The organism is Paenibacillus sp. FSL K6-1096, from assembly GCF_037977055.1.
In the GTDB taxonomy this organism is placed as follows: domain Bacteria; phylum Bacillota; class Bacilli; order Paenibacillales; family Paenibacillaceae; genus Paenibacillus_AQ.
In genome coordinates this window covers 6,984,861-7,002,054 of the sequence record NZ_CP150274.1, presented here as the reverse complement: position 1 = coordinate 7,002,054, position 17,194 = coordinate 6,984,861, and the positions used below count along the sequence as shown (strand labels likewise).

The 17,194-nt window shown below is 53.9% G+C and carries 16 protein-coding genes; 4 read left to right on the top strand and 12 right to left on the bottom strand.

Annotation, left to right across the window (positions count from 1 at the left end):
- Window positions 1-6: 6 nt before the first annotated feature.
- Window positions 7-867 (bottom strand): DUF421 domain-containing protein, encoded by an 861-nt coding sequence (locus MHI24_RS30745; protein WP_340023348.1) that lies wholly within the window; start codon window positions 865-867, stop codon window positions 7-9.
- A 158-nt stretch (window positions 868-1,025) separates the two neighbouring features.
- Between MHI24_RS30745 and MHI24_RS30740 the strand changes: the two genes are divergently transcribed.
- Complete coding sequence (locus tag MHI24_RS30740) at window positions 1,026-1,232, top strand: DUF1657 domain-containing protein (protein ID WP_339314073.1); 207 nt, start codon at window positions 1,026-1,028, stop codon at window positions 1,230-1,232.
- A 57-nt stretch (window positions 1,233-1,289) separates the two neighbouring features.
- Here MHI24_RS30740 and MHI24_RS30735 read toward each other — a convergent pair whose 3' ends face one another.
- The 3 genes from MHI24_RS30735 to MHI24_RS30725 form a co-directional block, all read right to left on the bottom strand.
- A complete protein-coding gene (locus MHI24_RS30735; protein ID WP_340023347.1) occupies window positions 1,290-1,844 on the bottom strand; it encodes an SAM-dependent methyltransferase in 555 nt (184 codons plus the stop codon).
- A gap of 508 nt (window positions 1,845-2,352) precedes the next feature.
- The gene (locus MHI24_RS30730) at window positions 2,353-3,405 is read right to left on the bottom strand and encodes a Gfo/Idh/MocA family oxidoreductase (RefSeq protein ID WP_340023346.1); all 1,053 of its coding nucleotides are present in this window, start codon (window positions 3,403-3,405) and stop codon (window positions 2,353-2,355) included.
- 20 nt (window positions 3,406-3,425) lie between these two features.
- On the bottom strand, window positions 3,426-4,313 hold the full coding sequence (locus MHI24_RS30725) for a sugar phosphate isomerase/epimerase (RefSeq protein ID WP_340023345.1): 888 nt from the start codon (window positions 4,311-4,313) through the stop codon (window positions 3,426-3,428).
- Between the two features lie 124 nt (window positions 4,314-4,437).
- Between MHI24_RS30725 and MHI24_RS30720 the strand changes: the two genes are divergently transcribed.
- Entirely contained in the window at window positions 4,438-5,331 is an 894-nt protein-coding gene (locus MHI24_RS30720; RefSeq protein ID WP_340023344.1) for an AraC family transcriptional regulator, read from the top strand.
- 209 nt (window positions 5,332-5,540) lie between these two features.
- Here MHI24_RS30720 and MHI24_RS30715 read toward each other — a convergent pair whose 3' ends face one another.
- The 5 genes from MHI24_RS30715 to MHI24_RS30695 form a co-directional block, all read right to left on the bottom strand.
- Window positions 5,541-6,701 carry a Gfo/Idh/MocA family oxidoreductase gene (locus tag MHI24_RS30715; protein WP_340023343.1) on the bottom strand — a complete coding sequence of 387 codons (1,161 nt, stop codon included), beginning with the start codon at window positions 6,699-6,701 and terminating at the stop codon, window positions 5,541-5,543.
- Between the two features lie 192 nt (window positions 6,702-6,893).
- Window positions 6,894-8,102 carry an L-serine ammonia-lyase gene (locus MHI24_RS30710; protein ID WP_340023342.1) on the bottom strand — a complete coding sequence of 403 codons (1,209 nt, stop codon included), beginning with the start codon at window positions 8,100-8,102 and terminating at the stop codon, window positions 6,894-6,896.
- 63 nt (window positions 8,103-8,165) lie between these two features.
- Window positions 8,166-9,002 carry an enoyl-CoA hydratase/isomerase family protein gene (locus tag MHI24_RS30705; protein ID WP_340023341.1) on the bottom strand — a complete coding sequence of 279 codons (837 nt, stop codon included), beginning with the start codon at window positions 9,000-9,002 and terminating at the stop codon, window positions 8,166-8,168.
- Complete coding sequence (locus MHI24_RS30700; RefSeq protein ID WP_340023340.1) at window positions 8,992-9,831, bottom strand: enoyl-CoA hydratase/isomerase family protein; 840 nt, start codon at window positions 9,829-9,831, stop codon at window positions 8,992-8,994. The genes MHI24_RS30705 and MHI24_RS30700 overlap by 11 nt, the downstream gene beginning before the upstream one ends.
- Before the next feature lie 29 nt (window positions 9,832-9,860).
- Window positions 9,861-11,087: a M20 family metallopeptidase gene (locus tag MHI24_RS30695; RefSeq protein ID WP_340023339.1), complete on the bottom strand. Its 1,227-nt coding sequence runs from the start codon at window positions 11,085-11,087 to the stop codon at window positions 9,861-9,863.
- 225 nt (window positions 11,088-11,312) lie between these two features.
- On the opposite strand from MHI24_RS30695, the gene MHI24_RS30690 reads away from it, so the two are divergent.
- A complete protein-coding gene (locus MHI24_RS30690; protein WP_340023338.1) occupies window positions 11,313-12,626 on the top strand; it encodes a transcriptional regulator in 1,314 nt (437 codons plus the stop codon).
- Between the two features lie 75 nt (window positions 12,627-12,701).
- Here the strand turns inward: MHI24_RS30690 and MHI24_RS30685 are convergent, their stop codons facing one another.
- Entirely contained in the window at window positions 12,702-13,577 is an 876-nt protein-coding gene (locus tag MHI24_RS30685; protein ID WP_340023337.1) for a LysR family transcriptional regulator, read from the bottom strand.
- A gap of 128 nt (window positions 13,578-13,705) precedes the next feature.
- On the opposite strand from MHI24_RS30685, the gene MHI24_RS30680 reads away from it, so the two are divergent.
- Window positions 13,706-14,605 (top strand): DMT family transporter, encoded by a 900-nt coding sequence (locus MHI24_RS30680; protein WP_340023336.1) that lies wholly within the window; start codon window positions 13,706-13,708, stop codon window positions 14,603-14,605.
- Between the two features lie 331 nt (window positions 14,606-14,936).
- On the opposite strand, the gene MHI24_RS30675 is transcribed toward MHI24_RS30680, so the two are convergent.
- Window positions 14,937-16,433 (bottom strand): MDR family MFS transporter, encoded by a 1,497-nt coding sequence (locus MHI24_RS30675; protein WP_340023335.1) that lies wholly within the window; start codon window positions 16,431-16,433, stop codon window positions 14,937-14,939.
- Window positions 16,434-16,463: 30 nt separating this feature from the next.
- The gene (locus MHI24_RS30670; RefSeq protein WP_340023334.1) at window positions 16,464-17,087 is read right to left on the bottom strand and encodes a TetR/AcrR family transcriptional regulator; all 624 of its coding nucleotides are present in this window, start codon (window positions 17,085-17,087) and stop codon (window positions 16,464-16,466) included.
- Window positions 17,088-17,194 lie beyond the last annotated feature (107 nt).

Sequence of the window (17,194 nt, the reverse complement as noted above, 5' to 3'; positions counted from 1 at the left end):
CAGCCGTCAGTTCTGGATAAAAGGCTTCAGCTGCTGCAGCAGCTCCTGCATCTGCTCCGAGCATTTGCCGTACATCTGCTTGGCTGCCTTATTCTTCGTGGACAGGCTGAACAGCTCCAGATCGGCCTCGCATTTCTTCAGCAGCGCATAGAGCTGAGGCTTATCCTGAGGCTGCTGCACCTTCACATTATCCGCATACAGATCCACGGTCAGCTCACCATACGAATCCACCTGGCCGAGGAATACATCCTTTACGGTCAGATTCATTTTTTCAAGCTCACCTTGAAGCCATGCTCTGGAGAGATTCATGCTGTCCAGCGATTCGTCCATAATCTCACCGTCCATGATGACAGCAAGCGTCTCTTTCTCCGGAGCTACCTTAACCCCAAGATCCTTGGCGGTCAGGGGCAGATTCTCCTTCTTCTGGAGTACGTTAATCGCCCCGTCCGACTCCATTATAGCGAATTCAACATCGGCCAGTTTGAAGACATCCTTCTTGCGCAGCTCCTCCAGCAGCTCGTCCGTGCTCAGGCGCTCTTTTTTCATATTATCCTCCAGAATCTTGCCGTCCTGAATCAGTACGGTCGATTTGAAGTCAATGAAATCCCGGGCCTTCTTGCTCTTGATCTGCAGGAACTCAATCAGCAGGGAGCAGCCGACCCATACGACCAGCGCGATTAGGCCGAGATGCCAGGTTTTGTCCGTATCCAGCGAGATATACGCCGCCAGGCTGCCTATCGTAATTCCTGTAATGTACTCAAAGAACGACAGCTGCGACACCTGCCGCTTTCCCAGAACTTTAGTGAGAAAAAACAAGACGACCACCGCAAACAAAGTCCGCAGGATCACCTCTAATGATTCTGGCATTCTTATCCCCCCAGCTTTATTATTCATCATCAGTATTTGTCAGCGCCGGGGAGGTTAACCAAGTTTCCGGATGCATATAATTCCCAGCATATGAAAGTTATGAATGGAGGACACTATCCTCTATGATTTCAACGTCCAAAGAAGGGAGGACAGACACGATGACTGTTGCATCACAAGTGAAGACCTGCGTGGCTTCGCTCAAAAGCGCCCAGGCCAGCCTGGAGCAATTCGCCATGGAAACGCAGAATGAAGAGGCCAAGACCCTGTTCACCAATGCCGCCGAGCAGACCCAGCAGATCGTTCAGCAGGTGGAAGGCCGCGTAACTCAGCTGGAAAAGGAAGAACCGCAATACCGCGGCTTCTAGGCCGGAACGGCGGGCGTGGATTGAAGGCTGATCTCAATGCAGCGTATGCTGCGGGGATCAGCTTTTTTTGACGGCATCCACAATCAGCGAGACAAAACCCAGCCTTCCTGCTGCATTACGGTGATCGAAGCGCTTAGAACGATAAATAAAGCCCTCCTTCTCATCCCAAAAGTTGAAGTGAAACCTTCCGGTCTCATCACAGTATTCCAGCAGTTTGACCTCAAAACCGCCAGCCGTGAACACGCCTCTCAGGGTATTGTAATTATGTACGATACGGTGGGACGCCGCCGGATGATCCAGGGGGCCCGGCCCCCCGACCTGTACAATCTTCTGATAAGCTTCATCCGGAAAATACCCGTCCGGCACAGCACAGCGGATATACCCGCCAGGTGCCAGATAAGAATAGCAAATTCTTGCCGCCTGTATCCCCTCCTCATACGTCAGATGCTCCCAGACATGCTCAGCCAGGATCGCTCTGATGGAGCCTTTCTTGAATCGGGCAAACCACTGTTCTTCCCGCAGCAGATTAAGCTCCGACTCCTCCGTATGCAGCCACCCCTGGTTATGTGTACTTCCACCGCTGCCAATCACGACTCTAATCGCTTCTTCCATCCAGACCACTCCTTATATTAAATGCATGATCTGGTTCACAGTCTAATCTTGATTGCATAAATTTGGAATGTACTGATGTCAGACACTTATGGACTCATGTAACTATCCAAGGTCCCAGCAGCTTCTACATCCGGAACAAAATTACCCTAGCGGGTGAAGATTCTTGCACATTTTGCAAGATTTCTCTCTAAGGGTTACTGGCTGCGGTACAATGTTGCATGATTTGCAGGATTTTCGGTGATGAGAGTAAGTTATCGTTGGATTTGTTGCATTTCGTGCAGGATTTCAGCATAAACCAATTCTATTAGGCAGTAATGTTGCATTTTTTGCAGGATTCCTCTAAAAACAGAAGAAAATCATAATTTCCACCTCTACAAGCGGAAACGGCTTTGCCGTTCTGTTTAAGGACGGTATCGTTTCAGCGAGAAATATAATGATAAGTTATCGTGTGCAACATAAATTCTTATATTTCGAGAAAAAAGCAGCCTCCCGGCTGCCTCCTCCCCTCTTACACTAATGTAGCGTTCTGCATAAACTCCGCAATACTCAGCTTGCGGCCGGTCCGTGCGCTCTCCAGTGCGCCGAGCACCATCGCCATACTGTAACGGTTATCGCGGCCATCCGTCTCGGCGGGCCGTCCCTCAGCCAGCGAACGGAACATCTCGTCGAGGCAGCCCTGATGGAAGGTCTTCTCCATCTGCACCTCCGGTCCCTCCACCCGCACGTAGTCATGGAGGAATTGCCCCGTAGGCAGATCGGCGGGCAGCACCTCGGCATACGGCATCTCCCGGCCATCCCAGATGGCTGCCCCCCGCTCTCCCTGAACCCGCCAGGAGGCTTCCCATGAGGTAGGTGCACCTTCGGCACACCAGGAGCCCTGATAACAGAACACCGATCCGTCCGACATCTCAAAAATACAGACCGCCGCCGCATTCCCCTGATACCACGAGCCGGGCGGATTGAACTCCTGGCAATATACGCTTACAGGATCAGCACCGCTGATGAACCGGGCCTGATCGAAGGTGTGAATCGCCATATCCAGCAGCAGCGGGCTGTCCATCTGATCCCGGAAGCCGCCGAAATGCGGTGCAAGGAAAAAGCTGGCGCCCACATAACCTATCCGACCGATTGTGCCTGACTCAATAAGCTGGCGCAGCGAGCGGATACGCGGATCATACCGGCGGTTCTGCATCACCGCATGGCTCAACCCTGTACGCCTGGCCAGTTCCACAATCTCGTTGCACTCTGCCATAGTCTCCGCCAGCGGCTTCTCGGCAAAGACATGACACCCGGCTTCAAGCGCCGTGCGGGCTACGCTGTAATGGCTTGCGGGAACGGTTACATCGAACACCACACTCGCCCCCGTATCGGCAATTGCCTGGGATACCTCTGTGTACACCGGACAGGTTAGCCCGTGCTTTGCAGCCATCGCCACTGCGGATTCCCGCCGGATATCTACAAGCGCAACTATCTCAATACCGGCATGGTTCAGCGCATAGCTTATCCATTCATTCGCCATCGCCCCGCAGCCCGCAACAACAACACGATAATCAGCAGTCATAGCTTACCCCCCGCCCCAAGTCAGACCGGATTCGGGACGAAGCTGCCGCCCCGGCAGGTTTTGAGATAATTCAGTGCGTGGACCTGCCCCATCATCTCCAGCTCGTCACGGTAAACGGGATCATGCCAGCCTTCAATGTCAATCGTGCCCTTGTACCCGGCTTGGCGGAGAATCGAAATTACATCAGTCCAGTTCGTATCCCCGAAGCCCGGTGTGCGGTGCCACACATATGGCTTAGGCCCGTGGATTCCGTATTCCTTCACGATGTCCCAGGCGATGGTCGCGTCCTTGCCGTGGACATGGAAGATCTTATCCGTCCATTTGCGCAGCTGCGGAATCGGATCAATGAGCTGTACCATCTGGTGGCATGGCTCCCACTCCAGGCCGAGATTATCCGCAGGCACGGCATTGAACATCTTCTCCCAGGCCGAAGGGTTATGCGCAATATTCCAGTCGCCTGTCCGCCAGTTGCCGTCCATCGAGCAATTCTCAAAAGCAATCTTCACTCCGCGGTCTGCCGCCCGTCTGGACAGCTCCCCGAACACCTCGGCGAACTTTGGCAGAGACTCATCTATAGATAATCCGGTGAGACGTCCGGTGAAGCCGGAGACCAGATCCGTTCCGAACAGATGTGCATGATCGATCAGCCGCTCCCAGCTTGCCACCGTATCAGCATTGTCGCCTGTACCGGTCAGCGGATTCCCGAAGATCCCGATTGAGGAGATGATGAAATCATGCTCCTGGGCCAATTCACGCACCCGGGCTGCTGTCTCTGCAAGATCTGTAGTGCCGGTAGTCTGCCAGAAGGTCAGGCTGAACGATTCGAACCCGTGCCCTACAATCTGCGGAATAACTCTTACGGCATCCCCGCCGCCAACCAGTGTTCCGATTCTCATGGTGTCTTGCATCTTGTATACCACTCCAATATTGGTTTATAGTTAGTTCAACAACCCAAGTATATCTGTCATTTCACGTAAAATCTCTTCTTATCTTGTGCTAATCTAGCTGAATCTTGTGGGAGTTGAAGCCGTCATGACCTATCCGAAGGAACTTAAGGAATACCCCCGCCTGGAGGAGAAGACCTACCCGTTTCGTCTATTCTTCAATACCCTCCGTGATGTGAAGCCAGAGGAGAATATTCTATTCCTGCACTGGCATGAGCATTTCGAGATTATAGTGATGCGTGAAGGGCAGGCCGTCTTTCATGTAGACAGCAAGCCCTATGAAGCCGGTCCCGGAGATGTCATCATCGTGCCATCCGGCGGGCTTCATGTCGGCTATAGCCTGTGCAGCGGAGACCTGTCCTATGTCTCCATTGTGTTCCATGCCTCCTTGTTTAAGGACCGGAACCAGGATTCGCAGCATGAGCAATTTGTGGCTCCTTATCTTAACAACCAGAACCAGTTTCCGGTCATGCCGGCATCGCAGAATCCCGAATGCGCTATGTATTATCCTTTGCTGGACCGGATTATCCGCGAGGTGGAGGGCAAGGAGCCTGCTTTCCAGCTTGTCGTGAAGAATCAGCTGCATCTGTTCTTCACCCTGCTGTCCCGCGCCTTCCCGGCCCGGCAGAGGAATGAACGCGAGCAGGGAGAGCGTGGCGGCATCCACCGCGAACGCTTCAAGCCGCTGCTGGAGTATCTGGAGACCCATACGGACCAAAAGCTGTCGATTGAGCAGGCAGCCCGGTTCGTTAATCTCAATCCTTTTCATTTCTGCAAAACCTTCAAGAAGCTCACAGGCCGCACCTTCATCGATTACGTGAATTTCTCCAGGATGGACGAAGCGCAGCGGCTGCTGCTGGAGACCGACCTCAGCATTACCGAGATTTCAGGCCGGGTCGGCTGCGACAATCCCAATTACTTCACCAAGCTCTACAAGCAGTACAAGGGCATTACTCCGTCGCAGGACCGGAAGCAGGGGTAACCTGATTAGGCATTGTGCTGCGGCCAACCGGTCTACGGGTCTTCCACCGCTGCAAATGTATTCGGTTTTTCGATTACATTTGGCACACGCACCCACGTAACGCCGAATGTGTTCGGTTTTTCGATTACATTTGGCTCCGCCGCCTTTGCACCCTCTATCCAGCTAAAAAAACACCGCCGGCCACTCCGCAGCCGGCGGTGTTTCTCTATTTACATCTCAGCTATCGGCACCCAGCGCCGCTGCTCGATGGAACGGTCCACCGCTTCCAGCACCGCCTGGCACTTCACGCCGTCGCGGAAATTCGGCTCCGGCTGGCGTCCTTCCTCAATAGCATTCGACAGCTCCAGCATCTCATGGATGAACGTATGCTCGAACCCGATGGTGTGGCCCGGCGGCCACCAGGCCTCCGCATAGTCATGCGACGGATCGGTCGCCAGCACGCGGCGGAAGCCCTGTACGTCCTCGGCGTCAGAGGTCAGGTAGACCTCCAGCTCGTTCATCCGCTCAAAGTCGAACTTCACGCTGCCCAGGCTGCCGTTGATCTCGAAGGAATTCGTCGAACGGTGTCCGGCTGCGAAGCGGGTCGCCTCGAAGCTGCCCAGCGCACCATTCGCGAAGCGGGCCAGGAACAGCGTGGCATCGTCCACGGTGACCGGACCGCGCGGAGCATCCTTGCCCGCCTTGGCGCTAAGCCCGGTCATCTCCGTAGCCAGCGGGCGCTCCTTGACGAACGTCTCGCTCATCCCGATGACCTCCTCCACATCCCCTACGAGGAAGTGGGCCAGGTCAATCAGATGCGCGCCCAGGTCACCATGTGAACCGGAGCCTGCAATCTCCTTCTGCAGCCGCCAGACTAGCGGGAATTCCGGGTCCAGAATCCAGTCCTGAAGGAACCAGGCGCGGAAATGATAGATTGTGCCCAGACGTCCGCTCTCGATCAGACGCTTCGCCAGCCGGACCGCCGGGGAGAAACGGTAGTTGAAGCCCACCATATGGGCAATGCCCGCTGCTTCGGCAGCCTTCAGCATCTCGCGGGAATCCTCCAGATTCAGCGCCAGCGGCTTCTCGCAGAAGATATGCTTGCCTGCGGCGGCTGCCGCCAGGGCAATCTCTTTGTGGGCATCGCTTGGCGCATTAATATCGACCAGATCAATATCATCGCGGGCAATCAGCTCCTTCCAGTCAGTCACACTCTCCGACCAGCCGAGCTGATCGGCCGCCTCTGTAACCGCTTCCTCATTGCGTCCGCAGATCACCGACATGTGCGGCTTAACGGCCTTCGGGAAGAACATCGGCAGACTGCGGTAAGCGTTGCTGTGGGCCTTGCCCATGAATTTATAACCTATCATTCCAATGCGTAGCTGTTTCATTCGTAGCCTCCTCTACTTAATTCACTGCTGCATGTACACGCATACATTTTCTCATCCCGGCCGCCCTCCGTCAAATCACTTCTTCTCCTACAGCCGGCTCCGTCCTACTGATCCTCCCGCAAAACGAAAGAACGCCCCTTCTGCCAACCAGCAGCAAGGGACGTTCCTCGTCTATAGCAATATCATTATCAGTTAACTGCCCATGTTGTAGAACTTGGCAAGCCCGCCCTCTGAAGTTTCGCGGTAACGGCTGTTCATGTCCAGGCCAGTCTCGTACATGGTCTGTACAACCAGATCAAAGGATATTTTACGGGTACCCGACAAGAATTTGGCCAGACTCAGCGCATTGATCGCCCGCATCGCACCGACCGCATTCCGCTCAATGCAAGGGATCTGAACCAGTCCGTTAATCGGATCACAGGTTAACCCCAGGTGATGCTCCATCGCAACCTCCGCCGCATACTCGATCTGGTCGATCTCCATCCCGGACAGTTCAGCCAGTGCAGCCGCTGCCATCGAGCAAGCCGTCCCCACCTCCGCCTGGCAGCCGCACTGGGCGCCGCTGATTGAGGCGTTATGCTTGACCAGATTGCCAATGAGTCCCCCGACGGCCAGCGCGCGGAGAATCTGTTCGTCCGGGACCTGCAGCTTCTCCTGCATGTAACGGAGCGAGGCGGGCACAACACCGCAGGCCCCGCAGGTTGGAGCCGTTACGACTGTACCGGCGGCCGCATTCTGTTCATTGACGGCAAAAGCGTAAGCGCTGACGATCCGATTCTCCCGCGTCTCCGGGCTCTCATCCATATCCCGCTGCTGATACAGATATTTCGCCTTGCGTTCAACATTCAGGCCGCCCTCCAGAATACCTGTGACAGACAGCCCTTCTTCGATCGACCGCTTCATCGCTTCCCAGATTCCCTGGAGGAAATCCCAGATCTGTTCGCCTTCATGCAGCTCGACGTAATCGCTTAGGCGGATATGGTTCGCTTTACAATAGGCGCTAATATCGGCAAAGCTGTTCTCCGGGTAGACATCGGGTCCCCGCACCTCCTCCCGCCCCTCAATCACAATGTCCCCGCCGCCGATACTGACAACACGCATGGAATTGGTTTGCTGACCGTCTTTGTAAGCGAACAAGTCCATCGTATTGGGATGGGACAGAACAAAATCCGGCTGCGGAACAAACTCAACCTCCGCTGAAGCGGGTGACCATGCGCGAATAATAGCCTTGTCCGTCATATGGCCTTTGCCTGTTTTGGCAAGGGAACCATAGATTAGTGCCTTGAACTGGTCTGCGTCTTCATTTTCCGACTTGAAGATGCCGGCCGCTTTCTCCGGCCCCATGGTATGAGAGCTGGACGGTCCGCTGCCAATCTTAAATAGCTCAGTCAACGATCTCATAGCACCCTTATCCCTTCTCAGTTGTCTTTGGCTTAAGATCTTCCTCCTGCGGCTTGACCAGGCTTACTGCCCATTCCTCTGAAAACGTTCCTTAAGCTTCATCAGCCGCTCATGAATCCCCTCTTCATCAATCGCCATGTCAACCAATTGGTGAGTAAGCTGGAGTCCCTGATTCTCTGCCAATGCTTGTTTCCACGGGTGCGACACAATCGAATGCGTAAGATGTCTCACCGAGCGGGGCGCCTGCATGATTCTCTCAGCCAGCTCCCACGCGCGCGGGAGAAGCTGCTCACGAGGCAGCACCTCATTGACCAGACCGAGGTCTAGTGCCTCCTCTGCAGTAATGTTCATCCCCGTGTATGCATAGTATGCCGCTTTCTTGGTTCCCAGTATCCTTTGAAGTGCCAGGACGATTCCGTCTCCAGGCGGTACACCGCCCAGATAATGGGCATCGAAGAAAGCGGTGTCTTCTGTACAAAGGGTAATATCACACAGCGTCCCCAGCTGCCAGTGTGCGCCTGTGCCATTGATTGCCCCAATCGTGGGGATATCCAGGCAATGAACCATATTTTCAATCATTCGGAGCGATTCATGGTACATCTCCAGCTTCCGTTGATTCGGCCAATCCAGGAATTTGGTGGTCCAGACTTCAGGATTGCCGGTCTGCCACAGCTCTCCTGTCCCTGTAAGGATCATCACCTCATTCTCAGGATCTCGGCCAATATCTGACCATACATGACCATATGACGCTTGGACCGGCCAGTCAAATTGTAACGGTCCCCCGCCAGTGTGCATGCGCACTTCGAGTATACCGCCGCGGCGGGTCATGAGGAATAAGTCCTTGTACTTCTCCGAATATTCTTCCAGCCGGGTAGGTCCCGTCATCTTTCTATTGAACATCGTGGCCCATCAGGCGTCCCTGCATTTTCTTCAGCCGCTCCAGCGCTCCTTCTTCATCAATGGCCATGTCGTACATCTGGTGGGCAAGCTGGAATCCCTGATCGGCGACCAGAGCCTGCTTCCATGGACGGGAGATGATAGAGTGAGACAGATGTCTCGTTGAACGCGGTGCTTGCATAATCATCTCCGCCAGCTCCCAAGCGCGTGGAAGAAGCTTTTCGCGGGGCAGCACTTCACTGACAATACCCAGGTCCAATGCGGTCTGGCCATTAATATTCTTGCCGGTGTAGGCGTAGTAGGCTGCTTTCTTGAAACCGATCATGCTCTGCAGTGTGAGCAGCATTCCATCTCCTGGAGGCGTGCCTCCCAGATAATGCGGATCGAAGAAGTCCGCGTCTTCCGTACAAATGGTAATATCACAGAGCGTGGCAAGCTCACAGTGCGTTCCCGGCCCGTTGACTGCCCCAATCGTTGGAATGTCAATGCAGAAGATCAGGTTCTCAAGCAGTCTCAGCGATTCATGATACTGTTCGAGCTTCTTTTGCTTCGGCCAGTCCATGAATTTCGTATTCCAGACCTCAGGATCGCCGATCAGCCATTTATCCCCGGTTCCCGTAATAATCATAACTTCGTTCTCAGGGTCACGGCCAATATCCGACCAGGCATGAGACCAGGCGGTATGGGCTTCCCAATTGTGCGTGTACGATCCTCCGTCGGTGTGAAGACGCACTTCAAGGATTCCGTCACGGCGGGTCATTAGCAGGAATTCCTTGTATTTCTCCGAGTACTCTTCAAATTTGGTGGGTCCAATCATACGTCTCTCTGTCATTGTAATTCCTCCTAAGTTTGGTTTAGAGCTTAACTGTTATTTTCAAGCCAGTCTCTGGCAAAAGCTGCATAAGCCGCAGCCCCTCTATGAAGCACCTCATCCGCGAACATCGTCTTTGGATGGTGTACCGGGTAACCGTAACCTTCTTCGATATTGCCGGCGTTAAGGAATACTGTGGTGCTTGGTACGGCCTGGGATACAAAGGCGAAGTCTTCCGAGCCCATTAATTTGCCTCCGGGTACCAGCTGGGTTATACCGATATAAGAACCGTCGCCAAAGGTATTTGCAATCGAAGCTCTCATTTGCTCGTTGAGTCCGCCATCCGTTTTCACCTCAGGACAGCCTCTCGTATAGATCACTTCCATTTTTGCCTGAAAAGTTTCCCCGATACCTGCGGTAATTGCGCGGATACGGGCTTCCACTTTATCCCGCAAAGCGGCATTAAATGTACGTACACTGCCCTTCAATCTGGCCGTATCGGGAATTACGTTGTTCGTAGTTCCGCCTTCCATCACGCCGATGGTAAGGACTGCATTATCAATCGGAGAGATTTCCCGGCTGAGAATACCCTGCAGTGCCAGATGAAGATGAGCCGCTACATTTAAGGGGTCCACTGCGGCCTCAGGCATTGCGCCATGGGAGCCCCGCCCGCGGATAATGATTTCGAACCAATCCGAGGAAGCAGAGATCGCTCCGCCGTCCTCAGGTACTACAAATTGTCCAAGAGGAAGCGGCATTCCGGTCAATACGTGAAGCATCATGGCTGAATCCACCTTTGGATTGTCGAGAATCCCATTCTCCAGCATCATCTTCGCCCCGTGCAGCGTCTCTTCACCCGGCTGAAACATAAGCTTAACCGTCCCGCGAAGCTGCTCTTCGTTAGCCTTCAGGATCTCGGCAGCCCCCAGCAGCATAGTGGTATGCATATCGTGACCACAGGCATGCATGTTCCCGTTCAACGACGCATAAGCAAGCTCAGTTTCCTCTGAAATGGGTAGAGCATCCATATCCGCACGGATCAGAACCACCTTCCCGTCATGCTGTCCGCCAATGGTAACCGTTAGCCCTGATTCCCCTACGGGATTCGGCTTAAGCCCGATCGACTCCAGCGCCTCTTTAACATATGCAGTTGTCCTTGGCAAACTTAGATCAAGCTCCGGAATCGCATGAAGATGATGCCTGTACATGACCAACTTGTCCTGCAGCTGATGAGCCATACGCAAATAGTCTCCAGCTTCTTCAATCACAATGAACATCTCCCGCAACATAAATTGTACGAACGTAAGAACAGAGCGGACATTCCCCCCTTTTTATTTTAGGACTTTTTAGGAACAGTTTTATCCTACTTTCAATTTCATCTGCTGTCAAGAGTATTTAAGACTTTTTAAGAACATTATTTTCAGACTGCCGGAATCATTGAAATATCACATTTATTGTGATATAACTCTTTTGATTGCATTGTGCTTTGAAAGGAATATGCTATGAAAATCAAGCTGGGTATTATCACGCCAGAGACCCATATGGATTATTTCCGCGCCATTGAAGAAGAAATGCGGCCTTTGTGCCAGTTCCGCTTCCTTACCATCAGCAGCTTCAGGGAAACAACAGACCTCTATCTGCAGAATTTAGATTCGGTGGATGGATTTGTGATCAGCGGCAGGATGCTGTATGAGTCAATAGATAAGGATTGCCTGGATGAGAAGGTCCCGATTCACATTTTGCAGGATAATGAAAATCTTCTGTATAGAGAACTGTTCCGGCTGCTGGTAACAAAGCCAGGGCTTGATATCTCGAGGGTCTATGTGGACTATGCCTATGTTATCGATTCTTTCAGGGAATTCCAGCAATATCTGACTCCTGAAGGAAAGCCTGTTGACAGCGGAGATCTGTTCAAACAGGCGGAAATCATGCTCGACAACCATATCACGCTGTGGGAGAACAAGAAAATCGATCTGTCCATCACAGCATTCGGCCACTTTGTTCCGGAGCTTCAGAAGCATGGAGTCCGATATATCTTAATCCGTCCCACTCTGGAGGACGTCAAAGAGACCATCAGCGAGATCATCAACGAGATTACCATCCTCAAGCTGAAGAACCAGAGGGCAGTTGTCGCATGCCTGTCGGTCCACAACGGGCAGCCGTCCTCCGCAGAGCAGCTTCAAGAGCTGAAAGCCCTGGTCGGCAGGTTTCTGCACAGCGTGAAAATCGCAGACACGGCCCAAATCTCGGATGGCTACGTCAGGCTATACACCACCTACGGACATTTCATGAGGATCACCGCTAACGCGCATAACTGCACCCTGCTGGAGTATCTGGAAGGCTTCATCAGCGGCAAGGTGAAGATCGGGTGGGGCACGGGGCACGAATATTTCCAGGCGAACGTCAACGCCACCAAAGCTCACCGGCAGGCGGAAGCCTATGCGGGAAGCTGCAGCTTTTTCATAAATGAGGAACAGAAGGTGATCGGCCCGCTGCGGAGTATGAACGTGATCCAGTTCTCTGAGCAGGGGGACCCGGATATCCTTGCACTCGCCAAAAAGATTGGAATTAACAACATCAACTTGCAGCGAATCATGTCCTATGCGGAAATGATGAGAACCAATAAATTATCCTCTGAGGATGTGGCTGAGTGCCTGTCTATGACCACCCGGGGAGCAAACCGTATCCTTAACAAAATTGAGGAAAGCAACTATGTACAAACGGTATTTGAAAAACGGGACAACACTAAAGGACGGCCGAAAAAATACTACGAGCTGTTGTTTCTCGACAAAGAAGGGCGCAAAATAAGCAAATGATGCTCGAATGCACGTTGGCAAAAAGGCATGTTTTCAGTTTCGAAAACATGCCTTTTGTGCGTTTTTTTTAACAATCTAAACCTGGCCGGACGCCCAGCTCTGCACATGCTGCAGGAACCGCCGCGTTGCCGGCGAAGCATATTTCATCGAGTTCACCGCGAGGCCAAGGGAACGGAAGCTGCGCTCCTCCAGCTCAAGCATGGCTACATGCTTATGCTGGAACCGGGTGACCAGCTCCGGAAGAATGCTGATGCCCAGCCCCTTCTCCACCATCGCTATGATCGCATAATCATCCCCGGCGGTGAACTTGATGTTCGGCTTAATCCCGGCCTTCTCCAGCACCCGCTGCACGTCATAATCCGAGCCGGGCTTCGGAATAATGAAGTCCTCGTAGGCAATCTGGGCCAGCGGCATATGGGGATTCTTGCTCAGCGGATGGTCCTGCGGAAGGATTGCCAGCATCCGGTCCTGCTTCAGCGGAATGACCTCGAACTGCTCCCTTGTAGGCAGCGAGAGAAAGCCGCAATCGACCACTCCTGCCTCAATCCACTGTTCAATCTCCAGATAACCGCCCTCCATCAGCTTGAATTCAATGTACGGATATTCCCGGCGGAACTGCTTGATGATATCCGGCAGCCAATGGACAGAGACGCTGGTGAAGGTGCCGATCGTGATCGTTCCTGTCTCCAGGCCGTGAATATCCGCAACCTGCTGCTTGAGCTGCTCATTCCATTTCAGAATCTCGCGGATCGGCTGAAGCACCTGCTCTCCATTGACCGTCAGCCTCACACCCGAACGGCTGCGCACAAGCAGCGGGAAGCCGAATTCATGCTCCAGACTGCTGATCGTATGGCTGATACCGGATTGGGTGAAGCCTAGCGCATCGGCCGCTTTGGTCAGACTGCCCAGTTCCACCACGCGGAGGAACACTTCATATTTGACCAGACTCATCGTGCTGTATCCCCTCTGATAATACATGAGATTCTCTCATGTATCTTATGATAAACATTCAGTTACCTTATGTATTCGAGCGTATTATACTATATTCACTTGGAATATAGAAGGATGATGATGACGGAATGAAGCCGCTGAAGGCTGAGCTGCTGCTTATGGCTGTAACCCTGTTCTGGGGCTCCTCTTACCTGTTCATGAAGATGGGTCTGGGAACCCTGGGAGAATTCAATCTGATTGCCTTGCGCTTCGGGCTGGCCTTCGTGCTGGCCGCACTGCTGTTCCGCAGACGGCTGAGAAGCATCGATGCCAGAGCTTTGAAATATGGAGCGTTGCTTGGCTTCCTGCTGCTTGGGGTGTTCACCTGCATCACCTTCGGGCTGAAGACGACCACGACCTCGAATGCCGGATTCCTGGTAGCGCTGACTGTTGTGTTCGTTCCCATGCTGGAGGTGCTGGTGTTCCGCAAAAAAGTCGCGCCCCCGCAAATCTTCGGCGCCGTACTCGCCATCTGCGGCATCGGGCTGCTCACACTGAACGGCTCGCTGCAGGTCCGCCCCGGCGATCTTCTCTGTATCTTGTCCGCTGTGTTCTATGCGGTGCAGATCCTGGTCACAGGCCGGGCCGTCAAGACCAGCGACTCGCTGAATATCGGCATTCTGCAGCTCGGCTTCGCCGGAGGCTATGCCCTGATTCTGTCGGCCGTCTTCGAGACGCCTTCGCTGCCGTCCACCCTGCCCGGCTGGATTGCCATTCTGGCCCTCGGCATCTTCTGCAGCGCCTGCGGCTTCATCCTCCAGCCCGTGGCCCAGAAGTACACCTCGCCGACGCGCACCGGCCTGATCTTCGCTCTGGAGCCGGTCTTCGCCGCCTTCTTCGGCTACTGGTTCGCGCATGAGCAGCTCTCCCTCCAGGGCTACACCGGGGCAGCGCTGGTGCTGCTGGGCATTGTGGCCTCCGAGCTGCTGGGCAAGCTGCATTTTGTGCCGCCGGCAAGGATGCTGAAGAAGCGGAGGGTGCATCTGTAGCCGGTAGCGGGATATAGGGGGATGCAGGGGGATGCAGCCTGCCTTCCCCCTTTGTCCACTTGTGGGGGCCTCCCGCGAATTCAGGTGTACTTGTGCACTTCATTCTTCTCCCTTTACGTTTGAGCCGTTCCGCCTACCATCGATCCCCTAATTGTACTCAGTTTTTCGCCTACATCCCCTTCACATCCAACCCCCTTCTTCTAACACACTCCCTCCCCGCATCAATCCATGAGAACAACAAAAAACGCCCCCTGCCAACAGGCAGCCAGGGACGCTCTTTGTATGTCTATAAGGTGAGTCTACAGCATCTTCCTTTAACAATTGTCTCCGATTAATGCCCCATCATCATGGCAGCATCGGTCTGCTGCTCTTCCGGAGAAGGCGCTGCTCCGGCTGTCTTCGGACGGCGCAGAATCAGACTGAGAACCACCCCGGCCACAGCGATGCAGGCCGACAGGAAGAATACATCATTGAAGCCCTGTACAGCCGCTACCAGCGGATTGCCGCCGGGAGCCATCTCAACCGTATGGGTGGTGATCTGGCTGGTCAGATAGCCGGTCATACCGGCTACCGCGAAGGAGACCACGACCTGCTGAGCCGCAGCGGTCAGCGGAGTCACCCGGGTAACCCATTCACGCGGCGCGGAATTCAGCACATGGGTGTTGACCGGCATCATCGAGAGGCCCATGCCCAGGCCCATCATCGCCAGACAACCCATAATGACCGGAAGACCGGTGTCTACCGTCACCCCGGACAGCAGGAACAACGCGGTCGAAATAATACTAAGGCCGATGAAGACCAGCGGGCGCGCCCCGATTCTGTCAAACAGGCGGCCGCCCAGCGGCATCCCCACCCCGGAAGCCAAAGCCTGCGGCAGCAGAATCAGCCCGGTCTCCAGCGGAGTGAAGGCGCGGATCTGCTGAAGATACAGCGGAACGAACAGCATGGAGCCGAACAGTGCCGCCTGGGTCACCCAGGAGATAATGATCCCGCGTGTGAAGTCGGAGGAACGGAATACGCGCAGCTCCAACAGCGGATACTTCTGCAGCAGCTCGATAATCACGAACACGACCAGCGCTGCTCCGCCAACCGCCAAGCCGACAATGGCTCCAGTGGAGCCCCAGCTCTCACTGCCGCCTTGATTGACACCATAGGCCAGCATGGAGAAGGCCAGCGGCGCCAGAATAATACCGAAGACATCAAGATGCGCTCTGCCCTTCTTCTCAGTAACCGGCAGATACTTCAGGCCAAGAATAATACCGACAATCCCAATCGGCAGATTAATCAGGAAAATCCAGTGCCAGCTCACATACTCCACCAGCCAGCCTGAGAGGATCGGTCCCAGCGCCGGAGCCAGCAGCATAGGAATCCCGAGCATCCCCATAATGGAGCCTCTGCGTTCAGCCGGAGCCAGCCGGAAGACCATCGCCATCCCGATAGGGGCGACCATCCCGCCGCCAAGACCCTGGATAACACGGAAAAGCACGAGCTGAGCGGAGGTCTGGGCCACCGAACACAGCACAGAGCCGAGCACGAACATAGCGACCGTAGTCAGGAATACCTGCTTGGACCCGAAGCGGTCCGTCATGTAGCCGGCCAGCGGAATGACAGCCGCGAGCGCCAGCGTATAGCCGGTAATCGCCCATTGGACCGTCTTGAGGTCCGTATCGAAATATTGTACCAAGTTCGGAACGGCAACATTCACCGCTGTGCTGTCCAGAATAACCATAATCATGCCCACGATAATTGCCAGCAGCGGCGGCAGTATTGCTCTGAGCGAGAACGGCGCCTCTGCGGCGCTGTCTGCTTGTATAGTAGGGTTTGACATCCTCTTGTCCACTCTTCTCTCTGTTCGAAATTAATGATATTTGTGAAAATAAAGCTCAAACAACCCGTCAATCTGTTCCTCCAGCGGAGACAGCCTGAAGATTTGCTGGAGATCCTCCTGATCCTTCGGCAGACTGCTGACCATAATCACCGGGAAGACAATCGCCCCGTAGATCTGCATGTTCATCATCATGAGCTTATCGCGGTCCTGTTCTCCGGTAATCTCCCCGAGCGCATCCAGAATCCGTTCAATCCGCATCAGCTTGGAATATTTCGCATATTCATCGAGCGAGCCCATGATATGAGGCCGTTGGTCAAGCATCTGCCGGGCCATACCGGGATAGCGGCTGAGATTAACAATGTACCGCGTGAAGAACAGCTTCAAGCGCTCTTTTGGCGGCAAAGAGGTATCCTCCAGGACCTTGAAGGCATCGTCAAAAGTCGACATAAGCTGCTTCACCGCATCCCCAAACAGCTTCTCCTTGGAGCCGTAGTAATAATTCACCAGCGCCAGATTGGTCTCTGCCCGGGCAGCGATACTGCGCAGGGTGATGCAGCGAAATCCCTCCTCGCGGATCAAGTCCACAGTGGCATCCAGAATAATCTGCTTCGTATCTTTATCTGTTGCATCCGTCTTACTGTCCGATTTAGCCATAATGAAGCTTGCTGCCCTCCTCTGCCTCAGATTCCTAATCAATGATTTAAACAATGTTTAATCAGAGTTTTAAATTACTCCTTTTCGCCCATCCTGTCAACAACAAA